Origin of the sequence: Lentimicrobium sp. S6, assembly GCF_013166635.1 — a bacterium.
Lineage (GTDB): Bacteria > Bacteroidota > Bacteroidia > Bacteroidales > UBA12170 > UBA12170.
Genome location: NZ_JABKBZ010000011.1, coordinates 72,559 through 90,231, shown reverse-complemented (window position 1 = coordinate 90,231; position 17,673 = coordinate 72,559). Strand labels below are relative to the sequence as shown.

At 36.1% G+C, this 17,673-nt stretch carries 15 protein-coding genes; 9 read left to right on the top strand and 6 right to left on the bottom strand.

Annotated elements, in window-relative coordinates; genetic code table 11:
- Positions 1–247: 247 nt before the first annotated feature.
- The 5 genes from corA (at position 248) to HNS40_RS06145 (ending at position 5,593) form a co-directional block, all read left to right on the top strand.
- Positions 248–1,312 (top strand): magnesium/cobalt transporter CorA, encoded by a 1,065-nt coding sequence (gene corA, locus HNS40_RS06165; protein ID WP_172278759.1) that lies wholly within the window; start codon positions 248–250, stop codon positions 1,310–1,312.
- A 372-nt stretch (positions 1,313–1,684) separates the two neighbouring features.
- On the top strand, positions 1,685–2,776 hold the full coding sequence (locus HNS40_RS06160) for a hypothetical protein (RefSeq protein WP_172278757.1): 1,092 nt from the start codon (positions 1,685–1,687) through the stop codon (positions 2,774–2,776).
- Positions 2,777–2,785: 9 nt separating this feature from the next.
- A complete protein-coding gene (gene wtpA, locus HNS40_RS06155) occupies positions 2,786–3,739 on the top strand; it encodes a tungstate ABC transporter substrate-binding protein WtpA (RefSeq protein ID WP_172278755.1) in 954 nt (317 codons plus the stop codon).
- Positions 3,740–3,757: 18 nt separating this feature from the next.
- Positions 3,758–4,543 (top strand): ABC transporter permease, encoded by a 786-nt coding sequence (locus tag HNS40_RS06150; RefSeq protein ID WP_172278753.1) that lies wholly within the window; start codon positions 3,758–3,760, stop codon positions 4,541–4,543.
- A gap of 3 nt (positions 4,544–4,546) precedes the next feature.
- Positions 4,547–5,593: an ABC transporter ATP-binding protein gene (locus HNS40_RS06145; protein ID WP_172278751.1), complete on the top strand. Its 1,047-nt coding sequence runs from the start codon at positions 4,547–4,549 to the stop codon at positions 5,591–5,593.
- A 37-nt stretch (positions 5,594–5,630) separates the two neighbouring features.
- On the opposite strand, the gene HNS40_RS06140 is transcribed toward HNS40_RS06145, so the two are convergent.
- Together HNS40_RS06140 and HNS40_RS06135 are read right to left on the bottom strand one after the other, a co-directional pair.
- Entirely contained in the window at positions 5,631–7,091 is a 1,461-nt protein-coding gene (locus HNS40_RS06140; protein WP_172278749.1) for a hypothetical protein, read from the bottom strand.
- Positions 7,092–7,153: 62 nt separating this feature from the next.
- Positions 7,154–8,737 (bottom strand): hypothetical protein, encoded by a 1,584-nt coding sequence (locus HNS40_RS06135; protein ID WP_172278747.1) that lies wholly within the window; start codon positions 8,735–8,737, stop codon positions 7,154–7,156.
- Between the two features lie 118 nt (positions 8,738–8,855).
- Here HNS40_RS06135 and proS point away from each other — a divergent pair, with 118 nt between their 5' ends.
- The 4 genes from proS (at position 8,856) to recO (ending at position 12,137) form a co-directional block, all read left to right on the top strand.
- Complete coding sequence (gene proS / locus HNS40_RS06130; protein WP_172278746.1) at positions 8,856–10,322, top strand: proline--tRNA ligase; 1,467 nt, start codon at positions 8,856–8,858, stop codon at positions 10,320–10,322.
- A gap of 87 nt (positions 10,323–10,409) precedes the next feature.
- A complete protein-coding gene (locus HNS40_RS06125) occupies positions 10,410–11,012 on the top strand; it encodes a DUF177 domain-containing protein (RefSeq protein WP_172278744.1) in 603 nt (200 codons plus the stop codon).
- A 29-nt stretch (positions 11,013–11,041) separates the two neighbouring features.
- Positions 11,042–11,227 (top strand): 50S ribosomal protein L32, encoded by a 186-nt coding sequence (rpmF, locus tag HNS40_RS06120; protein ID WP_172278742.1) that lies wholly within the window; start codon positions 11,042–11,044, stop codon positions 11,225–11,227.
- Positions 11,228–11,411: 184 nt separating this feature from the next.
- Positions 11,412–12,137 carry a DNA repair protein RecO gene (gene recO / locus HNS40_RS06115; protein ID WP_172278740.1) on the top strand — a complete coding sequence of 242 codons (726 nt, stop codon included), beginning with the start codon at positions 11,412–11,414 and terminating at the stop codon, positions 12,135–12,137.
- A 186-nt stretch (positions 12,138–12,323) separates the two neighbouring features.
- Here recO and HNS40_RS06110 read toward each other — a convergent pair whose 3' ends face one another.
- The 4 genes from HNS40_RS06110 to HNS40_RS06095 all read right to left on the bottom strand — a co-directional run bounded on the left by HNS40_RS06110 (position 12,324) and on the right by HNS40_RS06095 (position 17,671).
- Positions 12,324–12,482, bottom strand: coding sequence for a hypothetical protein (locus HNS40_RS06110; RefSeq protein ID WP_172278738.1), 159 nt, complete (start codon positions 12,480–12,482; stop codon positions 12,324–12,326).
- Positions 12,483–12,680: 198 nt separating this feature from the next.
- Entirely contained in the window at positions 12,681–13,523 is an 843-nt protein-coding gene (locus HNS40_RS06105; protein WP_172278736.1) for a hypothetical protein, read from the bottom strand.
- Positions 13,520–14,977, bottom strand: coding sequence for a Na+/H+ antiporter NhaC (nhaC, locus tag HNS40_RS06100; protein ID WP_172278734.1), 1,458 nt, complete (start codon positions 14,975–14,977; stop codon positions 13,520–13,522). Before nhaC ends, HNS40_RS06105 begins: the two co-directional genes overlap by 4 nt.
- A gap of 447 nt (positions 14,978–15,424) precedes the next feature.
- Positions 15,425–17,671 (bottom strand): peptidase U32 family protein, encoded by a 2,247-nt coding sequence (locus HNS40_RS06095; RefSeq protein WP_172278732.1) that lies wholly within the window; start codon positions 17,669–17,671, stop codon positions 15,425–15,427.
- Between the last annotated feature and the right edge of the window lie 2 nt (positions 17,672–17,673).

The following is a 17,673-nucleotide window of genomic DNA, read 5'->3' as shown; positions in this document are numbered from 1 at the left end:
TGTAAAACTCTTTTACCTCAAAATAATCTAAGATAAATGCGGGTAAAAACTCTTGTAATATTGTTAATTCCAAAACTTAATTTTTGTCAGCTAAGATAAGGATTCCCCATAGTTTTTAATGTGACCCATTATTACTGGGGCTGATATTTTGGGGAGGCTATTAAAGGGAATATAGAATCTTTTATTGTAAACTTACTCAAACATTTATGATTTTACTTTTTAATTCATAATTAAATAAATAGAAACGATGGCTAGATTTGTAAAAAAACAAAAAAAAGAAATTGGTGTTTCGCCTGATGAATTATTGTTTAGAGGTAGGCAAAAATCTGATGAAATCATTTTACGAATCATTGATTATGATGCCAATAATTTAGAGGAAAAGGGAATCCATAAGGTTCAAGAAGCATTAAGGTTTCAAGAAAAAAACTCAGTCACCTGGTTAAATGTGGACGGATTGCATGATGCGGGTGTTATGAAAGAAATTTCAAAAGGCTTCGATCTTGACAGTCTCATTCTTGCTGAAGTAATGAATACTGGAACAAGGCCTAAGATTGTTGAGTATCATAACTGTATATACATATCTATTAAGATGCTTCAGCAAAATGATGAAACCAATAAGATTTCTGTTGAGAACCTCAGTTTAATCATTACCAAATCGGTACTTTTTTCTTTTCAAGAGAGGAGAGGAGATGTCTTTGAACCTGTTAGGGCGCGAATTAGAAAGCAAAAGAAAAGGATTAGAAGTTCTGGAACGGATTATTTGGCTTTTGCATTGCTTGATGTTGTTATTGATAATTATATATATGTGATTAGTGTTTTGGGTGAGAAAATTGAGAGCCTTGAAGAAGATCTGGCCATAGAACCCAAACAATCTTTGATTAATGAGATTAATAATTTCAAGAGGGAGTTAAATTTTTTAAGGAAAAATATAAAACCAGCCAAAGAAATGATTTTGGCGCTTTCGAAAATGGAGTCTGATTTAATTAATGAAAGCTCATATATCCACTTTAAAGAATTGCTTGATAATATTGATCATGCTAGTGATTCTTCTGATAGCTATCGAGAAATATTATCTGACCAGCTCAATATATATCATACTACAATAAGTAGTAAGCTTAATGATATCATGAAGTTTTTGACCATTTTCTCGGTCGTATTTATTCCAATTACTTTTATAGCTGGGATTTACGGAACCAATTTCGATTATGTTCCAGAACTTCATTTTAAATACAGCTATTTTATCATGTGGGGAGTCATTCTATTGGTTGCTTTAGGAATGCTAACTTACTTTAGAAGGCGAAAATGGTTTTAAAGTCAATAGGCTCCTAATTATCAGTAAAGATTCCTTCATGTCAAAAATATACAGTCTTGCTTTTTGAACCAGATCCCACTCTATATGTTGGTGACTGTAGATCTAAATTAGGGCTTAATGAACGAGATTCGTCTTTGAAAAAAAATAAGAAATAAAGCGATAGGAACTAGATTACCACTCGATATTAATTTACTTTTGCAAAACACATTTTATACCAAATGTTCGTCAAAATGAAATTTAATCATTTTGCTCGTTACATTGGTTGATGCCGATACATAATCAAAGTGGCTTTAAGACTAAAAGGAATTAAAGGGGCATTTTGATTAGTCATCGGTATAACACAAAGCAAAAATTAAATTAAAACATCAAAACATGAAAATTAAATCTATTTCAATCCTGGCTTTCTTATTGGTATTGATTTCATATTCTTGTAAAAATGAAACCGTAAATAGTGAGGATTCAGACGCAGTTTCTGAAACCACTTCTTTAATGGCCATCGATTCTACAGATGCTACCAACGATTTTTATGACAACTCAGAAACCATATTACTTCCTGGTGATCAGATAGAAGTTTTAGGCGAAGTTTCTAATCCTGGATTTGTTAATTTCTCTAAACTACCATTACGTTCGGTTATGGTAAAAGAAACCCGCCTAGGGAAATATGGGAATATGTTTACTGGTGCTTTTCGTTATGATGGATATTCCCTTCAAGATATCTTAAATGAGAGGATATTGCAAAAGAAAAATGCAGATAGTTTTAAACCTATCGTTGATTTATATGTGGAAATTGAGAATGATAAAGGAGAGAAAACGGTCATTAGTTGGGGTGAGCTGTACTATAATAATCATTTAGATGAAATAATTATTGCCACGAGGGTAAGTAGAGTGGTCCCTTCAAAGGCGAAGACGCTTTGGGAGCTTCCCACAGAAGCAAAATTAGTGGTAGTAGGAGATTTACTAACGGAAAGAAATATCACTAACCCCACAAAAATCACCGTAAAGTCTTATCCTATTGAATTAGAAGTGGAAAAAGGTAAATTCCCTTTATACTCAGCTACTTGTGATTTTATGATTGAGAATAAAAAAGTGGCCACATTAAAAGAGCATCCAGCTGATTATCCTAATATAGAAACCCATACCATTTTTTATGGAAGAGGCAGAGGATTGCACAGTACTGATCCTTTTACAGGATTGAGTTTAAATGCTTATTTATCAGATGTAATGGAGGAAACTCCAAAAGCCATTCGTGAGGGGATCTTTATTATTGCTGCCGATGATGGGTATAGAGCCATGTTCACCTATAGCGAAATTTGTAATAGAAACGACCAAGGCGAATTATTATTAATTTGTCGTCCTGAGGTAGAAACTGGAGGAATATTTCGAATTATCCCATGTTTCGATTTCTTCTCGGACAGAGCTATTAAAGGTATTAATACAATTTATTATTCTGAAAATTTAAAATAGATTAGCCTTATGAAAAAACTATTCGCCATTCTTTTTAGTGTCATAGTCTTATTCTCTTGTCAAAGCAGTATTGAAGATGAAAGCAAATTAATCATCTTTCATGCAGGTAGTTTGTCGGTGCCTTTTAAGCAAATGGCAGAAGAATACCAAAAGGAAAATCCTCGGGTGAAAATCCTAATGGAATCAGCTGGAAGCAGACAATGTGCACGCAAAATTGCAGATTTAAAACGTCCTTGTGATATTATGGCATCGGCAGATTTTAAAGTGATAGAAAATTTATTGATTCCTGATTACACAGATTGGAATATAAAATTTGCTGGTAATGAAATGGCCATCGTTTATCATGAGCAATCGCGATTAAGTAAAGAAATTAACTCCAAAAACTGGCACGAAATCTTGATGAAAGAGGAGGTTGCTTATGGACGTTCCGACCCTAATTCTGATCCTTGTGGCTATAGAACGGTGCTCTTGGCTAGTCTTGCAGAGGAGTATTACCAAAAGAATGGTCTGGCCAAGCAGTTGGTGGAGAAAGACAAAAACTATATCAGGCCTAAAGAAACCGATCTCATTGGTCTTTTAGAATCCAATGTAATAGATTATATCTTTTTGTATAGATCGGTGGCAGAGCAGCATGGATTAAAATATTTGGTATTGCCAGATAGTATCAATCTGCAAAACCCAGATTTAGATAGCTTTTATTCAACAGCCACTGCCGAAATTTCAGGAAAAAAACCTGGTGAATTTATTACGAAAAAAGGGGAAGCCATGGTTTATGGAATCACCATATTAAAGGATGCACCCAATAGCCAAGAAGCTCATCAATTCTTGAAATTTGTTTTATCTAAACAAAAGGGTATGGCCATCATGGAGAAAAATGGACAAAAATCTTTAGTTCCATCACCCTCCTCTAGTTATGAGAATATTCCAAGAGAGCTAAAAGAATTTGCATTAATAGAACAATAACTAAAAAGCATTAAAAAAGTGAGAACCAATTTCAATATTTTAAATCTTATACTCATCTCTCTAGGGGGATTAGCATTGATGTTTATTGTGGCACCACTTTTGGGAATGTTCTTAAACACGACTCCAGCAGAGATTTTCGAAACTACCCAAGATAAAGAAGTACAGCAAAGCATTTGGTTAACACTTTCTGTTTCTTTTGCTTCCACTCTGGTATTTGCTATTGCAGCCATACCGCTTTCTTATCTCCTAGCTAGAAAAGAGTTCTTTGCCAAGAAATTGGTTTTGGGAATTATCGATCTACCCATAGTTATTCCTCATTCTGCTGCGGGTATTGCTATTCTGGGATTTATTTCTCGAGATTCGCTTATTGGACAAGTGGCAGATCGTTTTGGTGTTAGTCTCGTTGGGAATCCCATTGGCATTGCTCTTGCCATGGCTTTCGTGAGCATCCCCTATTTGATTACTGCTGCTCGCGATGGGTTTGTGGCTGTTCCCATCCGATTAGAAAAAGCAGCTTTAAACCTTGGTGCTTCACCTGCTCGAGTGTTTTTCAGTATTTCTTTGCCTTTGGCTTCCAGAAATATAGTTTCGGGTATGATTTTAATGTTTGCCAGAGGAATGAGTGAATTTGGTGCCGTGGTTATTGTAGCCTACCATCCAATGATTACGCCTGTTCTTATCTATGAACGATTTGGTGCTTTTGGATTAAACTATGCTCGACCCGTTTCTGTTGTTTTTATTATAGTTTGTTTAATATTTTTTGCAGCACTTAGAATGCTGTCAAGAGAAAGACCAAGGAGATAAATCATGCTGCAACTTAAAAACATATCCAAAAAATATGAGGAATTTGCGCTACATCATATCAGTTTCTCCATTGAAAAAGGAGAGTATGTAGTTTTATTGGGAGAGTCTGGAGCCGGAAAATCCTTGATAATTGAAATGCTAGCTGGATTGATTCATCCTGACGAAGGTGAGATATTTCTAGATTCGAAGAACATTACCCATGAAAAAATTCAGAAGCGAAATATGGGGATGGTTTTTCAAGACAATACCGTTTTTCCTCATCTTAAAGTGAAAAATAATATTGCCTTTCCTTTAAAGACTAGAAAATTGGAAGCTCCAGCTATTCAGAAAATTGTAATGGGATTGGCTCAGAAAACTCAAGTCGATCATTTGTTAAATCGTTGGCCCGAAACTTTATCGGGAGGAGAATTGCAACGAGTAGCTATTGCTCGAACTTTAGCTTGTCATCCCGTTTGCTTGCTTTTGGATGAACCATTGGCTTCTTTAGATGTGCAATTGCGCGATGATATGCGAAGTCTTTTGCGTGGGCTTAATGCGGAGGGGATGACTATGATTCATGTCACCCACGACTTTGAGGAGGCTGTTTCTTTAGCAGATAAAATAGGTATTGTGCATCAAGGTGAATTGGTTCAGTTCGGTAGTCCGAAAGAAATATTTCATAAACCTAAATCTAAGTTTATTGCCAAGTTTTCTGGAATTAAGAATTTCTATAATTCTATGGTTGTTAATGAGAAGACCATTATGCTTGAGAATAGAATTGAACTGAAACTTCCTCATGGCTTATCGAAAGGACAAGGCTTTGCCATGTTTAAAAGTGAGGATGTTATTCTTTCCACATCACAAATAGATTCCAGCATCATCAATAATTTCAAAGGCCAAGTGGTAGAAGTTATTCCTAGCCATAGAGGTATGGAAGTGGTGGTGGACATTGGAATCATGGTTTCTACGCTAATAAGTCAAGAATCCTTCGATAGATTTCAAATGAAGAAGCACGGCATGATCTGGATAGGTATAAAAGCAACAGCTATTCACTTTATTGAAAAGGAATAGCTGTAATTATTTAAATGATATATTAGTTTTGCTTTGTCTAGAATTTAAACCCAAAAGACAAACTATAAAAACTAGTTTTTGTTTCAAGGTAGGCAGGGCTCACATAATTGGCTCCGTACATATAGTAATTTTGAGCATTATATTTCTGCACAAAAGAAGCATCCATAAAGAATGGTCCCGAGCGATAACCCAAACCAAAACTAAACTGATTCTGTGTAATATCATTAATTTCTTCTTTCACTGGGCTGGTGGTGAAGGCATATCCAGCTCTAACAAAGAAAGGTTGTAATCTCCATTCTGTACCCACCCTCATGGTATGTGTTGCTGTGAAATCGTTTTTGATATTTTCGTTTTCTTCATAAAATGAATCTGTGTTCGATTTCAAATAGGCCTGACTATAGTCTTGGTATATATAATCAACACTAATGAATCCCATTTTTTGAATAAAGATACTCATGCCTCCCATGGCTTTAAATGGAGTGTTCATATTATATTCATATCGGCCACTTGGGGAGGTTTTGGTATAAACTTGACCATCGTACATTTGGCTTTCTACTTTCGAAAAATAGGTGTCGATCATTCGATAATACCAAGTTGGAGTATGAATAGCACCACTTATTCTGATGATAGGATTTATAATATAAATTAAACCAAATTTTCCATTTATACCATTTCCTCTGGTTCCTATTTCTTCTATATAGGTAAAGTTATCAAACTCTCCAGGAGCAGGATTTTCTAATGCTGTTTCTTTTAAATAAACACTACTAAAATAGTTGAGGAAAGACCATGATAAACTAGCTCCAATAAATAACCTGTCATTATAATTACCAGAAAAGGCAAAAGACATTTCGTTTTTATATCCTTCTGTTCTACTATTATAACTCTGATAGACTCCTCCAGCCGGTGTGGCAGCCACATATTGATTAGGGTATCCATTTACGGTATCGAGTAAATAGGTTTCCCAAGCTAGATTAGTACTAAATAAGTTTAAATTATTTGGAAGATTACCATTGGCCTGATCTCTCCATTCAAATACTTTAGATCCTCCATAAGAATCCCCTTGAATTAATATATCGGAGCGATAATTATCTATCCTGTTAAAAGAAAAACCAAACTGCATGTATTTCCATCCAGTTGGATTTGGGTCGTGTTGGCTAAACAAGGGCATGGCACTTACTAGGCCTGCCATTCCATAATTAAAATTATCTCTTCTGTCGGAGCTTGAATATCCACCATAACTAGATTCAGCTTTATTATATAAATATCGCGGAGCCAAAATATATTCTGAGCTTTTATAGATTCCCAAACCAGCAGGGTTGAAGTTGATGGTGCTAATGTCACCACCCACAGAACCCATGGCTCCTGAAAGCCCCATAAATCGTGCAGATCCCGCAGTATTGGTAGACGAATACCTTAAGGCATCCTGAGCATTCTGTGACAAAAGGACAGTGGAGAATAGTATTCCTCCTATGATAAATAATATTTTACTATAATTCATGGTCATTATTTTATGAAATCTAAAAATTGATTTTGATGGGATGAAACAAGAAGGGTCTTGACTTATCTTCTGCCTCCTCCACTGCTTCTGGAACTTCCACCACTGCTTCTTGAGCTTCCACCACTACTTCTTGAGCTACTGCCCGAGCTTCTTACACTAGAACCGCTACTGCCCGAGCTTCTGCTTGGAGTGGAATATGAACGACTGCTGCTTCCACTATTTGTACTTCTAGTTGGAGTAGAATAACTACTTCCAGAACTTCTGGTACTTGTAGAGCTAGGCCTGGAATAAGTTTTGGCTGGCTTACTATATTGTCTATTTTGGCTGGTACTAGGTTTTTGATATCTTGAGGAGCTTTGTCCAGTTGAGCTACTAGTACTTGTTGAGGATGGTCTACTATAAGAACTGCTGTTAGAAGTTCTAGCAGAGCTACCATTTGATGAGCTTCCTGTATTACGAGTATATTTAGCAGCAGAACTTCTTTGGCTATTTTGGTATTTTTGATAGCTATATTCTGAGCGATTCGTTGTCCTGTTAGTATTTACTGTTGCTGCTCTGCTTGAGTTTGAACTTGCATTTCTACTAGAAGAGGCTGTGCTAGCACTGTTTCTAGATGTCCCCATTCTTGCTGAAGCACCTGTGCTTACTCTAGTGCTGTTTGTTCTATCAGAACTACCTGCATTGGCGTCTCTACGATTAGAAGATCTGGTACTTGTACTGTTTGTTCTTCCACTTGCAGATTGAGAACCATTATTAAAGTATCCTCTATTGGCATTACTATTAAAATCTCTGTCGGAACGTCCTTGTTTACTACTGGCCATATTTCTATTGGCATCACCAGTTTTGTTCATGTTATTATTGTTGTTCCCGGCATATCCACTTCTACTATTGTTACTCCTATTTGAACCATAAGAATTAGAAGAATGGCCTCTGCTTCCATAATAATAGCTGTTTACGTCGCAAGGATTGTGACATCCACCGCCCCAGTATCCGCCACCAGCATAGTATCCGTTCCAGTATCCGTGGTTATAACCAGACCAATAGCTTCCGCCATAATATCCACCCCAATATCCACCATAATATCCACCGTAATATGGAGCATAACCCCAGCCACCATAAGGATAATACCATGAGCTTCCCCATCCCCAACCAAAACTGAAACTAACGCGAGGTTGGTAATAAGGGTAAGCATAATCATATCCCATATAAATACTAGTTCCGTAGCTATATGGATTATAATCGTACCAATATCTGTTGGTATAATAACTATCATAATAAGCTACACCATCAACAGGATCGTGAAATCTTTTAATGCGTGATGCATATTCGTAATCGTAATAGTCATCAGATTCAAAAGAATCTTCATAATAGGTTTCTCCATCCACTTCTACAATCTGATCTTCGTAAGAAACATCAGAATAAGTGACCTGTTGATTATTATTATTTCCGGTAGTGGTTTTAATCACTGTTGCAGAAGGGCTGACATTTGAGCTTGAAACCGGCATAGGACTAGTGGTAACCGTCTTCTGTTTTGGTGTTCCATAGGAATAAATGTCGTCTTCGCCGTAGCTTGCTTGATAAGAAGAAGCACAAGATGTGAGTGCTAAAATGCTCAAGAAACTTAATATATTTTTTAAATTTTTCATAATTACCTCCTTTTAACAGGGTTATATAATATTTTACTCACATAAAAAACAATCTGTTATTTTATTTTTTACTTTTGCAAGCAATATATAAAAAGCAAATACTATACCACAATTAAAGATGGCTAAAAATTTTTCAACAAGAGAAGAGAATTATTCTCAATGGTACAACGATATCGTCAAGCATGCGGAACTAGCAGAGAATTCTGCAGTGCGAGGATCCATGGTAATAAAACCCTATGGATACGCTATTTGGGAGAATATGCAAAAAGTATTAGATCAAATGTTTAAAGACACTGGACACGAAAATGCTTATTTCCCCTTATTTATACCGAAATCGTTCTTTAGTAAAGAAGCTGCTCATGTGGAGGGTTTTGCTAAAGAATGTGCGGTAGTTACTCATTATCGTCTTAGAAATGGCGAGAATGGAATTGAAGTAGATCCAGATGCGAAATTAGATGAGGAGCTCATCGTTCGCCCAACTTCAGAAACTATTATTTGGGATACCTATAGAAAATGGGTACAGTCCTATCGTGATTTACCAATCTTGGTAAACCAATGGGCTAATGTAGTTCGATGGGAAATGAGGACCCGTTTATTCTTGCGTACTGCTGAGTTTCTATGGCAAGAAGGGCATACTGCTCATGCTACAGAGAAAGAAGCTGTGGCAGAAGCACAACAAATGCTAGAAGTCTATGCTGATTTCGCAGAGAAGTGGATGGCGGTTCCTGTTCTTAAAGGTACAAAGTCACCAAATGAGCGTTTTGCTGGAGCTTTAGATACTTATTGTATAGAAGCCATGATGCAAGATGGAAAAGCATTACAGGCTGGAACTTCTCACTTTTTAGGTCAGAATTTCGCTAAGGCTTTCGATGTGAAATATTTGAGCAAAGAAAACAAACAAGAATATGTTTGGGCAACTAGCTGGGGAGTTTCTACACGGCTAATTGGTGCTTTAATCATGGCGCATAGCGATGATAAAGGACTGGTTCTTCCTCCAAAATTGGCTCCAATCCAAGTGGTCATTGTACCTATTTATAGAAAGGAAGAGCAATTGGACGAAATTACTGAAAAAGTTCAAGGTGTTATCAAAGCATTAAGAGCTAAAGGTATTAGCGTGAAGTTCGATGGTAGAGATACTCATAAACCAGGTTTCAAGTTTGCGGAATATGAATACAAAGGTGTTCCTATTCGATTGGGTGTAGGTCCTCGTGATTTAGAAAACGGAACTGTTGAAGTAGCACGTAGAGATACCTTGACTAAGGAAGTGATAGATATGGAAGGCATTGAAGATAAGATTGAAGCTCTTTTAGAAGAGATTCAGGAAAACCTTTATACCAAAGCCTTGGCCTTTAGAGAAAAGAACTCTCGTAATGTGGAAACTTGGGATGAATTTCTAGTGGAAATTGAAAAAGGTGGATTCCTTTATGCACATTGGGATGGAAGTCCAGAGACTGAGCAGAAGATTAAAGACGAAACTAAAGCAACCATCAGAGCTATTCCTTTGGATGGCGAAGAAGAGGGAGGAAAGTGTATTTATACTGGAAATCCATCGGCAAAAAGAGTTGTTTTTGCTCGCTCTTACTAGAAAATAAGTGGATATTTAGGTTATTGCATTAATTGACAAAAAGGATTCAAGGCAGTTTTTGCTAGTAAATACTAGTGAAAATCTTTGATGGATATAAATGAAAAAAAGGGCTTGGTAATCATAGAATTAATTTCTACTTTTGCAGCCCGAATTTTGAAGGAGAACGCTATGAATGAGATAAAGGAGTATCATATTTCCTTTAGAGGGTTGAAAGACGGATTACATTCGTTTGATTTTGAAATTGGAAAAAAGTTCTTTCAGACTTTTGAGAATACAAGGATTCAAGACAGTAATTTGAAACTGGATTTGGAACTAGATAAACAGGAAACGATGTTGCAAGTATACTTTAGCATTGCTGGCGAAGTGGAAGTAGAATGCGATCGTTGTTTAGAATTATATACTCAGGCTGTTGAAGTTGAAGATAAGCTTATCGTGAAATTTGGTCGCGAAACTTTTGAAGAAGCCGAAAATATTTTGGTTTTAGATGAAAAAGAGCATAAACTACAACTAGAGCAGTATATTTATGAGTTTATTATGCTAAGCCTTCCTATGCGACTGATTCATCCTGAATTGGAAGATGGTGAGCCTGGTTGTCAGCCTGGATTTCTCGAAACTTACAATGAACAAGATGATGCTGACGAAGATGAGGTGATTGATCCTCGCTGGGAAGCATTAAAGAAATTGAAATAAAGAATAATAAAATATAAAAAGTAGGAAAAATGGCACATCCTAAACGAAAAATTTCGAAGACAAGAAGAGATAAGAGAAGAACTCATTATAAAGCAACTGCTCCGCAGTTAGCAATTTGCCCTACTACAGGCGAAGCTCACGTTTATCACAGAGCTTACTATGTTGATGGTGACTTGTATTATAAAGGTAAGATGATCGTACCTGGTAACGAGTAAAAAATAATTTACTTTGTTTATTTGAGTTCAAATAACCTCGAAGGTTTCGGTCTTCGGGGTTTTTGTGCTTTTTTTGATGTGATTATTTCCTACCTTTATGCCTTGATATTGTATTATTCATAGTGGGCATTATGGAAGGATATGAGTATCTTCAACAAAAAAATCACCTCGTTTCAATTTAATAATGATAGAAAAAACCAAAGGAATCATTTTTAGAGTCACCAAATTCTCCGAAAGTAGTTTGGTGGTTAAGGTGTTTACCGAGGTTTTTGGTATGCGAACTTATATGGTTAGAGGAGTCCGTAAAAAGAAATCTAAGACTCCAATGAATTTATTTCAGCCACTGAGCATATTAGACATGGTGGTTTATGAAAAGGCTGGACGAGACATACAACATGTTAAAGATGTAAAAGCAGGTCATATTTTCTCAAGCATCCCCTATGAAATGAATAAGACTTCCATGGTCATCTTTCTCAATGAAGTTTTATATAAAGCTATTGGAGAGGAGGAAACCAATGAGAATATGTTTCAGTTCATCTTTCAATCTTTACAATATTTGGATACCGCCGATGAGAAATATTATAATTTCCACCTTTGGTTTCTTAGTCATTTTACTCGCTTCTTAGGCTTTGAAGCCTCAGATAACTTTGCTACTCGTCAAGCTATTTTCGATATGCAAGAAGGAAGATATACTTCTTTAAGACTGCCGGAAACCATTAGTATTCACCCTCCTCTAAGTGCGCTCTTTCATCAATTAAATAGGGATAAGAGCTTTGGAACTGAACTTATCATTTCTAGAGAACAAAGAAAACAGTTATTGGAAAAGCTACATCAATATTATCAGTTTCACCTACCTAACTTCTCTGAACTTAAATCTTTACAGGTCCTTACTGAGGTGATGTCTTCCTAAGTAGATGAAATGGAATTGTTTTCCTTTTAGATTGAAAAGCTGTAGAATTAATATTGTTTTATAAATCGGATTATAAATCAGATAGAGCTTGAGTTCTATTCAAGTTGTTATTTACAGAATGCATATTTAATCTGAAAGCTTAAGCGGAAATATTTTCCGCTTGCTTTATTTTTAATTCACTTTGATTTACTCACTAAGTTTCTTTTTAAGAGCTTCCACATTTTTCTCAGAAACAATATTTAGTTTATAAAACAACCTCACATCAAATCTGAAATCATAAGTATGGGCATCGCGTCCATAACCTGTAGAGTTACCACTTAATTGGGGGTCGTTTTCTCCATACATGGCTTGGGCAAATATCTCAAATGAATCCCATAGAGAACGAGCTCCAAAAGTAAATAATTGAGAAGCTGCTTCTGAGCTTCCTCCCCATAAATAACTATAGTCTATAAATGGTGTTAACTTATCCTCAATAATATCAAAAGCAAAGGAAGTAGTAACAATATTAGCTCGGCTAGGGATTTCATAGGCGAAATTCCAACTCTATACATTTATAAAGTCTTTAGCACAAGAAGGCATACTATCGGCTATTAGTTGATCGTAATGATAGCTTGTTCCTTGAATATTATAATGGAATCTGCCAAAGTCAATACCCGCATGAACAGCTGCTGCCCATCGTGTTCCATTATCATCCATGGTTTGATTATAAATCTGGCCTGTCATTCCAGAAATCCCAAACTCCGAAGACCAATTGCTTCCTGAAAGTTTAATGGCCAAGCGAGCATTCAATTGGTTAACTTCTTGATTATGCTTGGGTACCAGAATAATATCTCCATCATTAATCCCTCCAGAATAAATATCTGTGTCATAACGATGTGAAGAGGAGGATGATAATTGCTGATTTTTGAAGAAACCCAGATGGAAATTTAATATGCCATGTTTTCCATTCCAAGTAATACCATAGTCGTAATCATCTTGCAGACCTACATAGTAGGCCAGGTTTCCCCAATCGTCATACGGCTGGTAATTGAAGCCAAATGGCACCCAAGTTTGTCCAATTTGCAAAGTATTTTTCTCATTAATATTATAGCCCATATAGAGAAATAGCGGAGTTTGCCAGCCTTCATAAAAACGATATTGAACTGCCGCAAAAAACTTCTTATTTACATTTGTTTGAGCCCAGACTCTAAAGCTATCAAATTTGAAACTCCCTTTTGTGCTATTGGAACCCGGTGTCCAGTTTTGGTAGGTGTAATAAAACATGGTAGTTACACCAAAGCGATCTGTTCGTTTTAATTCATCAATAGGGCGGTTTTGGGCTTGTATTTTCACAATAGATGCTGAAACTAAAATGAAAAGGAACAAAAGTCTGAATAGTTTTTTCATTGTTTTTCTTTTTGATCGTTCTTCTTAATGGAGATTCCAGAATAAGCTAGAATAATAGCTATGAGAGGATTGATTAAATTAAAAAATGCAAAAGGAAGATAAGCAAATGTAGCCACGCCCAAAGTCCCTGACATGTATGCTCCACAAGTATTCCAAGGAATTAGAGCGGAGGTTAAAGTGCCTGAATCCTCTAAGGTTCTGGACAGATTTTCGGGGGCTAAATCTCGTCTTTCATATTCCATTTTGAACATCCTACCCGGAAGTACAATAGACATGTATTGGTCAGATGCTATGATGTTTACACCCATACAGGTGAAAATAGTTGTTGCGATTAAGGAGCCTGTTCCATGAACCATTTTTAATAAAGCTTGAACCAGTTTTCTCAACATTCCGGTTTCTTCCATTACGCCACCAAACATAAGTGCTGATAAAATCAACCAAATAACATCTAGCATAGAATTCATTCCGCCTCTATTCACTAACTCATCGAAGGTTGCTGCGCCAGTTGTTGTGGTAAATCCGGTATACATTGCCTTCCAAACTCCAGCTATCATCACCATAGGTTGCGATAAATCTGTTCTATCCACAAATTGAATCACTTGCTCGGTTTGAAAGATAACAGCTATTATCCCTCCAGCTAATGCTCCAAGGAGGATGGTTGGGAATGGTCTCATTTTTACAATGGCTAAAACCAAAACAACCAATATGGGTGTTAATAACCATATGTTGGTAGTGAAGTTGGCTTCAATAATAGCTAGAGATTTATCTTTCATTAGCATATTTCCTTCGCCACCAGAAAACAATCCAATGACTGTAAACAAGATCAAAGCAATGGTGATGCTTGGTATGGTAGTCCAAAGCATATGCTTAATATGTTTATATAAATCTGAACCAGCCACGGCAGGAGCAAGGTTAGTGGTATCAGAAAGTGGAGATAACTTGTCTCCAAAATAGGAGCCGCTAATTATTGCACCAGCGGTTACATTTACTGACATATCCATGCCATGAGCAATACCAATCATGCCCACACCAATGGTTCCGACTGTTGTCCAAGAGCTTCCAATGCTTCCAGCAATAATGGCACAAACAATAACGACTGAAGGATAGAAAATATCTGGATTTAGAAGTTTTAGGCCATAGTAAATCATGGTGGTCACAGTACCGCTCATTACCCAAGTACCGATTAAAGCCCCAACTGCCAAGAGAATAAAAATGGCTCCCATGGCTTGGCTTATGCTTTTTACAACTCCATTACTGATGTCATCCCAAGTATGTCCATTTTTTAAACCAATTACCGCAGCTACCAAACTACTAAATGTTAATGCTATTTGATTGGGTCCCCATGAGGCATCATCAGCAAAAATATAAACTGCCAAGCTTAATAATCCTATGAGGAATATGACGGGAATCAAGGCATCCAAATAACTGGGGTCTACTTTGGTTTTCTTTTGCATTGCGTGTAAGATTATTATAAGTAATCAAAAATAGGGAAATAATCATTCCACGAAACAGATTTTCTTGATAAATGGGGAATTTATAAGATTTATTAGAATGATCCCAAACAAGGTTGGATGATACTTATTTTTCCTTTGAATCTTACTGAGATAATGTCATTTTAGATGGAATTTATGATGACTAGACCTATTGAGTGAGAATATTTTCCTCTTCTTAAGCTGGGGAAATTGAAAAATCTTAGTATTTATTAATCGGATTGCAAATCCGGTTGAGCTTGACTTCTTGTATAAGTGTTATTGTTGCTTACAAAGTGAGGTTTTTAAGTGAGCATGCTTAAGCGAAAATATTTCCCACTTATTATATAAAAGAATCAATTGAATCTTTTGTATTTTATCAATCGGATAATAAATTTGTTAAGCTTGAGTAGCAAAATAGACTTGGTTGAGCTAGATTCCTTTGATATAGGAAAAACAAGAGAATGGGGCATATTTTGATTTTAACTCGTCTACAATTTCTTTCTCTCCTTTTACAAGACTTTGAAACTGTTCAATAATCATTTCTTTAGATTCCTCCATTTTTGTTTGGGTATTTATATCTTTCAAGTCAATGGAGAATCCATCAAAAAGATGTGGAATATCATTTACAATCTTTAAATTCAAGAAATGACTTTCATCATAAATTTTATGATAATTACCCTCAGATTTTTCAATATAATAATCGGAGGATTTAAGATTGGTGATTTTTGCCATTTTACTACAATGATAGAGACAAGAATCATCAATGATCTGCTTTTCGCATCCGGTAACCTGATGAAATAAGCACTGACGAGTAGTCATTAAAATATTAGGGTGAAATAGACTGTAAAATAATTTGAAGCCTGTTTGTTTCTTTAAAATCTGAATTTGTTGTTTGTTTAACTCATTGGAAACAAATGCACCCACCGCATTAAACTTCTTTTGTAATACCAATAAACTAAAAGAGTTTACCAGATTTAAAGAAGGGCCAGCTATCCACGGAATATCATTCTTATAAGCTTCAAAAGCTATTCCAGTATTATTGGTCAAGATGAGTTTGGGTTTTAATTGCAAAAGCATTTCAACTGCAAATTCGTATTCTCGCCCTATCAAAACCGCTGGAAAATATGGAATCAGAGACTCGTTTTCTTTAAAAAACGCCACCCATTTCTCAGCAGTCTCTTCAAAACAATTGGGCAATTCAAAATATACTATTACTTCTTTATTCTGTGACAAATGAGCATCCTCTTTAGAGCAAATTATCACAGAAAGTGAAGGAAGGTCAGGAGCTTCAATAGATTTATTTAGTTTGGGAATTTGAATGGCTTCTTTCCATTCCCTATTTCCATTTAAATAAAATAAAATTCGTTTTTTGAGTTTGGTGAGATCTTGATATGGAAGATAGGTTTTGTTTTGTAGCTTGGATAAGTCCAAGTCTTTCAAATGATATTCTGTATCTTCAATGGTTTTGAATCTTTTCCAAATCACATCTCTACTAAGGGGCTCTTTGCCATAGTCTTTGAGCAAAACGGAAGATTCTAAGCCGATGCAGTCTTTCTCAAAAATAAGTTGAACATGTAAAGGTGTATTTACTTCTCCCGATATGTGGATTTCAAGCTCAGGCTTTTCAATACTAAGTTTCCTCATCTGCTCTTCCACCGCTAATTTTAGCTCATCCTTCTCCTGATATAGAAGCAATGAAGCCTCCTCTAATTCTGCTATTGAGGAGATTTGATTTTTGTTGGCCAAATGTAGAACACTATAATCTCTTGGACTATCAATAAACATTTCAGAGCCAATATTCCCGCTTAAATAGGAATTGGAAAAATCGCGATTGAAGACTTTATAAAGCTGGCTATTATCATGGATTAACTCTTGCTTTTTAAGGATGGAATCAATTTGCTTTCGCCAAGTATCTACCACCGTAAAAACATAATCCGCTTTCTTTATTCTGCCTTCTATTTTTACAGAAGCCACTCCCGCTTCTATCAGTTCTTTGGCATCGAAATAAGCAGAGTTATCTTTCATATTTAAAGGATAATCTTTGCCTGCAGGAGTTATTTGGTAAGCATCTCTGCAGGGTTGACTACACCTTCCTCTATTTCCAGAATTGCCATTTTGTACCGAACTCATATAGCAGAGTCCTGAAAAGGAAATACAATTAGAACCATGGACGAACACTTCGGTGGAAACGCCTCTTTCTATACCAAAAGCAGTGAGAGGTTTAATCTCCTCCATATTCATTTCACGGGATAAATTCACTCGTTTTACTCCTAGTTTTTCTAGAAACTGAATCTGACCTTTGTTATGGGTGGTCATTTGTGTGGAGGCGTGGATCTCAAAATCAGGGAAATGCTTCTTCAAAATATATAATAGCCCAATATCTTGAATAATTAAGCCATCGATGGAAGTATTCACTAATTTATTCAATAATGAAATTAGAGAATTTATCTCATTTTCGAGAATAAGAATATTTAGGGTAAGAAAGATTTTACAATCATTCTGATGTGCCAGATGGAGAAGGCCTTTTAAATCTTCCAGGCTGATATTTGCAGCTCTATTTCTGGCATTGAATTTATCAAGTCCACAGTAAATGGCATTGGCACCAGCTAAAATAGCTGCTTTTATGGCGGTTACATCTCCGCCAGGGGCTAAGAGTTCGATGGGTTGAAGAGTCAAAA

What these genes read in the sequence shown, in the direction of transcription:
- HNS40_RS06110 (WP_172278738.1), bottom strand. Translation starts at nt 12,482, where the DNA reads ATGTATGGAGAAAACGACCCCCAATTAAGTGGTAACTCTACAGGTTAT.
- wtpA (WP_172278755.1), top strand. Translation starts at nt 2,786, where the DNA reads ATGAAAAAACTATTCGCCATTCTTTTTAGTGTCATAGTCTTATTCTCT.
- HNS40_RS06160 (WP_172278757.1), top strand. Translation starts at nt 1,685, where the DNA reads ATGAAAATTAAATCTATTTCAATCCTGGCTTTCTTATTGGTATTGATT.
- HNS40_RS06135 (WP_172278747.1), bottom strand. Translation starts at nt 8,737, where the DNA reads ATGAAAAATTTAAAAAATATATTAAGTTTCTTGAGCATTTTAGCACTC.
- HNS40_RS06125 (WP_172278744.1), top strand. Translation starts at nt 10,410, where the DNA reads ATGGATATAAATGAAAAAAAGGGCTTGGTAATCATAGAATTAATTTCT.
- HNS40_RS06105 (WP_172278736.1), bottom strand. Translation starts at nt 13,523, where the DNA reads ATGAAAAAACTATTCAGACTTTTGTTCCTTTTCATTTTAGTTTCAGCA.
- HNS40_RS06140 (WP_172278749.1), bottom strand. Translation starts at nt 7,091, where the DNA reads ATGAATTATAGTAAAATATTATTTATCATAGGAGGAATACTATTCTCC.
- corA (WP_172278759.1), top strand. Translation starts at nt 248, where the DNA reads ATGGCTAGATTTGTAAAAAAACAAAAAAAAGAAATTGGTGTTTCGCCT.
- proS (WP_172278746.1), top strand. Translation starts at nt 8,856, where the DNA reads ATGGCTAAAAATTTTTCAACAAGAGAAGAGAATTATTCTCAATGGTAC.
- HNS40_RS06145 (WP_172278751.1), top strand. Translation starts at nt 4,547, where the DNA reads ATGCTGCAACTTAAAAACATATCCAAAAAATATGAGGAATTTGCGCTA.
- rpmF (WP_172278742.1), top strand. Translation starts at nt 11,042, where the DNA reads ATGGCACATCCTAAACGAAAAATTTCGAAGACAAGAAGAGATAAGAGA.
- recO (WP_172278740.1), top strand. Translation starts at nt 11,412, where the DNA reads ATGATAGAAAAAACCAAAGGAATCATTTTTAGAGTCACCAAATTCTCC.
- nhaC (WP_172278734.1), bottom strand. Translation starts at nt 14,977, where the DNA reads ATGCAAAAGAAAACCAAAGTAGACCCCAGTTATTTGGATGCCTTGATT.